The following is a 3,668-nucleotide window of genomic DNA, read 5'->3' as shown; positions in this document are numbered from 1 at the left end:
GGGCCCCTTTCGCTCCGCCTCCTGCGCCCGCCGGCGGCTCACCCGGCGTTCTCGTGGCCGTGCAGGATGAGTTCGAGCTGGGCGTCGAGGTCGCCGGCGGCGGCCTCCTCGCCGATCGGCACCAGCCGGTCGGTGCGGGCCAGGAAGGCGATCAGCGGCGGCGCGGAGCCGCACAGCACGGCGTCGCCCTCGGGGGAGCGCAGCACCAGGCAGATCTCGCCGAGCTCCCCGCCGACCGGGTGGATGTGCACGTCGCCCTCACCGGACGGCCGGGCCAGCCCGTCGAGCAGCAGCTCGCGGGCGAAGACCCAGGTGACCGGCTCGTCGCCCGGCAGGTGGAAGGTGAAGCGGACCGCGAAGGGGTCGGCGGGGTCGTAGTCGAGGTCGACCACGATGCGGAAGGTGAGCTCCTCCGAGACCACCAGGTTCATGGTCAGGTGGCCCTGGACTGTGCTGTGCTGCATGGCACCGACACCTCTCGTACTGCCCGGCCGCGCGGGGATGAGGGTTACGCGGGTACCCGGACAAGGCTGTTGGCTGACAGGGGGAGGGATTGTGCGTGCGGTACGTCCATCATCATCGTCCCCGTCCGGGGACGTCGTGGACAAGGTGTGCTTTTTCAAATGGTGAACGAGCGGGATCGACCGGTCCGGGCCCGGACCGGCCCGGTGCGGAGGGGCCGTCAGAGTACGAACGTCGGTGTCATCGCGCCGACGTCGCGCCGCAGTTGGCCCGCGACCTCGGTGAGCCGGTCGGCCTGCTCGACCGGCAGCGAGACCGCCATGGTGGCGACCACCGAGCCCACGGTGATCGGCACCGCCGCGCAGACGGTGCCGATCGCGTACTCCTGGTGTTCGAGCACCGGCATGGTGTGCCGCAGCCCGGCGATCCGGCGCAGGACGGCCGCCTCGTCGACGAGCGTGGCCGGCGTCAGGCCCACCGGGGGGTGGCGCGCGAGGTGGTCGCGCCGGGCCTCCTCGGGGAGCTGGCTCAGCAGGCACTGGCCGATCGCGTGGGCGTGGGCGGTGGCCCGGAAGTCGGCCCACGGTTCGACGGCCGGCTGGTGGGCGCCGTTGACGGTGTCCACCACGGCGACCTCGCCGTCCTCGTAGAGGGCGAAGTAGACGGCCGCGCCGAGTTCATCGCTTAACTGCTCCATCCGGGCCCGCAGTCCGTGCCGTTCGGCCTGCCGGTCGTCGGCCCGGACGATGCCGTCGACCGCCTCGCCGTAGAGGAAGCGCCCGTCCACCCGCCGCAGGTAGCCCTCGTGGGTCAGGGTCCGCAGCAGGTGGTACGCGGTGCCGAGCGGGAGTCCCGCCACCCGGGCGAGCTGCTTGGCGGTGGCCCCGTGGCGAAAGCCGCCGACGGCCTCCAGCAGGCGCAGCGCCCGCTGGACGGAGGAGATCAGGGTAGGCTGCCGCTCCTTGCGCGGGGTCCGCGCCGGCCGCGCGGGTGGCGCCATGCGTTCTGCGATCCGATCCATGGCCACAACCAGCCCCCAGCCCGAGTCATTACACAGAAGAGCATGCGGAGTGAATCACTCCGGTTTGCCCGATAGTCGCCCATTGCAGCACAGGCGCAGCGTCCCTGCAATGACTCTGACACGGTTCACTCGGCAAAACCCTTTGAATCAAAGGCAGTTTAGGCAAGATGCCTAACTTCTAAAGAGCTGTTCAACGTTCATCTTCGCGATCCAAGATCTAACGCCACTCGAATCCACCACGAATGGACGCACCCGGAGGCGGGCCGCGTTTCGGGCGCGTCGCCTCGCGGGAGACTCCCGCACAACGCTCCAGCCCCGGAGGTCGCCATGCGCACCCCGCCCCGTCCCGTCGTCAAACGCACCGCCCGGGCGATCCTGCTGGAGTTCGACCCGAACGACCCGTACGGACCGGCCTCGCTCGTGCTGATCAAGCGCACCCGGCCCGGCTCCCCGCACCCGTACTGGATCACCCCCGGCGGCGGCGTCGAGCACGACGACCGCACCGTGGTGGACGCGCTGCACCGCGAGGTGGACGAGGAGCTCGGCGGCAAGGTGGTCGACGTGGTCCCCGTCTTCGTGGACACCATCAGCCACACCCACCACGACGACGGCACCCCGCTCCACCCGCACGGGGTCAAGGTGCAGCACTTCTTCGTCTGCCGGCTCGCCTCGATGGACCTCGACCGCCGGCACGGCCCCGAGATCGACGAGCCCAACGGCGACTACGAGGTGGTCCGGGTGCCGTTCACCCGCGAGGGCGTCACCTCGGTCAACGTGGTGCCGCCCAGCCTGCGGGCGTACCTGGCCGCCAACATCGAGGGCGTCCGCGCCATGCTCGCGCCCGACCTCGGCTGACCCCGGCCCGGCGGCCGGGCCGCGCTCACCGCCCGGCCGCCAGGTCGTGCCGGATCCGCTCCGCCGGGACCCCGGCCCGCAGCAGCACCCCGCTGGTCCGCCGGACCATCGCGGGCGGCCCGGCGAGGTAGGCGGTCCGCCCGGCCCACGGCCCCGCCCCGGCCACCGCCTCTGGGAGTCCGCCCGCCGACAGACCGGCCGCGACCGCCTCGGCCGTCCCGGCGCCGGGCCCGGAGAGCACCGGGCGGACCGACAGCCCGCGGTGCCGCCGCGCCAACTCCCGCAGCCCGTCCAGCTCGTACAGCCCCTGGACGGACCGGGCGCCGTAGAACACCTCCACCGAGCGGTCCGCCGCGCCCCGCCCGACCACCTCCTCGGCCAGCGCCCGCAGCGGCGCGATGCCGGTGCCGCCGCCCACCAGCAGCAGGTCCCCGCCGTCGGCGTGGTCCAGGGTCATCCCGCCGGCCGCCGGGCCGAGCCGCAGCACGTCCCCCGGCACGGCCCGGTGCACCAGCGCGTTGCTCACCCAGCCCGCCTGCACCGCCTTGACGTGGAAGGTCAGCAGGCCGTCCGGCCGGGGCGCCGAGGCGAACGAGAAGTGCCGCCAGACCCGTGGCCACCAGGGCGTCTCCAGGCTCGCGTACTGCCCGGCCCGGTACGGGTACGGCTGGTCGGGGCGGACGGTGAGCACCGCGACGTCCGCGGTGCGGCGCTCGTGCGCGACCACCTCGCCGTGCCACCAGGGCGGCGCGGTGCGGGCGTCCCGCTCGGCGGCCTCGATCATGATCGAGGAGATCAGCCGGTAGGCCCGGCGCCAGGCCAGCTCGGTCTCGGCGGTCCAGCGGCCGCCCGCGTACGTGGCCAGGGCCGCCACCAGGCACTCGCCGACCGGGCCGTAGTGGGCGGTCAGCGTGCCGTAGCGGCGGTGGGCGCAGCCCAGCGCGCTCAGGTGCGCGCGCAGGCCCTCCGGGTCGCCGGCGCCGCGGGCGGCCATCAGCAGGGCGCGGAAGAGCCGGTCGCGCTGGACGTCCATGGCAGCCGGGAAGAGCGCCCTGATCTCGGGGTGGCCGAGGAAGACCAGCGCGTAGAAGTGCGCGGTGGCCCGGTCGGCGACCGGTTCGACCACCGCCAGGCTGGTCCGGATCAGTTCGAGGTCCCGGGCGGTGGGCGGCAGTTCGGCGGCCGCCCGGAGGTCCGGCGCGGGCGGCGCCGGGGTGAGGGCCGGGACGGCCCAGTTGAGGCCGGGGGCGCTGGTGAACAGCGGCTCGATCACCGGGGCCGGCGCGGCGGCGTCCGGCCGGCTCGGCGCGGGGACCGCGGGCGGCCGGGT

4 protein-coding genes are annotated in these 3,668 nt (G+C 73.9%); 1 reads left to right on the top strand and 3 read right to left on the bottom strand.

All coding sequences use genetic code 11. The annotated features are described in order from the left end of the window. Window positions 1-38: 38 nt before the first annotated feature. Both ABD308_RS25495 and ABD308_RS25490 read right to left on the bottom strand, forming a co-directional pair. On the bottom strand, window positions 39-464 hold the full coding sequence (locus ABD308_RS25495; RefSeq protein WP_344338919.1) for an SsgA family sporulation/cell division regulator: 426 nt from the start codon (window positions 462-464) through the stop codon (window positions 39-41). Between the two features lie 218 nt (window positions 465-682). After that, window positions 683-1,462 carry an IclR family transcriptional regulator gene (locus ABD308_RS25490; protein ID WP_344338918.1) on the bottom strand — a complete coding sequence of 260 codons (780 nt, stop codon included), beginning with the start codon at window positions 1,460-1,462 and terminating at the stop codon, window positions 683-685. 348 nt (window positions 1,463-1,810) lie between these two features. Here ABD308_RS25490 and ABD308_RS25485 point away from each other — a divergent pair, with 348 nt between their 5' ends. Then, on the top strand, window positions 1,811-2,338 hold the full coding sequence (locus tag ABD308_RS25485) for an NUDIX domain-containing protein (RefSeq protein ID WP_344338917.1): 528 nt from the start codon (window positions 1,811-1,813) through the stop codon (window positions 2,336-2,338). Between the two features lie 25 nt (window positions 2,339-2,363). Here the strand turns inward: ABD308_RS25485 and ABD308_RS25480 are convergent. After that, a partial coding sequence (locus ABD308_RS25480; protein WP_344338916.1) for a globin domain-containing protein occupies window positions 2,364-3,668 on the bottom strand: 1,305 nt, incomplete at its 5' end.

This window comes from Kitasatospora putterlickiae (assembly GCF_039527695.1).
Taxonomy (GTDB): domain Bacteria; phylum Actinomycetota; class Actinomycetes; order Streptomycetales; family Streptomycetaceae; genus Kitasatospora; species Kitasatospora putterlickiae.
The sequence above is the reverse complement of the archived record's forward strand: the minus strand, read 5'-3'. Positions and strand labels throughout refer to the sequence as shown.

Excerpts from the sequence above, each read along its gene's own strand:
- ABD308_RS25490 (WP_344338918.1), bottom strand. The coding sequence starts at position 1,462 with ATGGCGCCACCCGCGCGGCCGGCGCGGACCCCGCGCAAGGAGCGGCAG.
- ABD308_RS25495 (WP_344338919.1), bottom strand. The coding sequence starts at position 464 with ATGCAGCACAGCACAGTCCAGGGCCACCTGACCATGAACCTGGTGGTC.
- ABD308_RS25485 (WP_344338917.1), top strand. The coding sequence starts at position 1,811 with ATGCGCACCCCGCCCCGTCCCGTCGTCAAACGCACCGCCCGGGCGATC.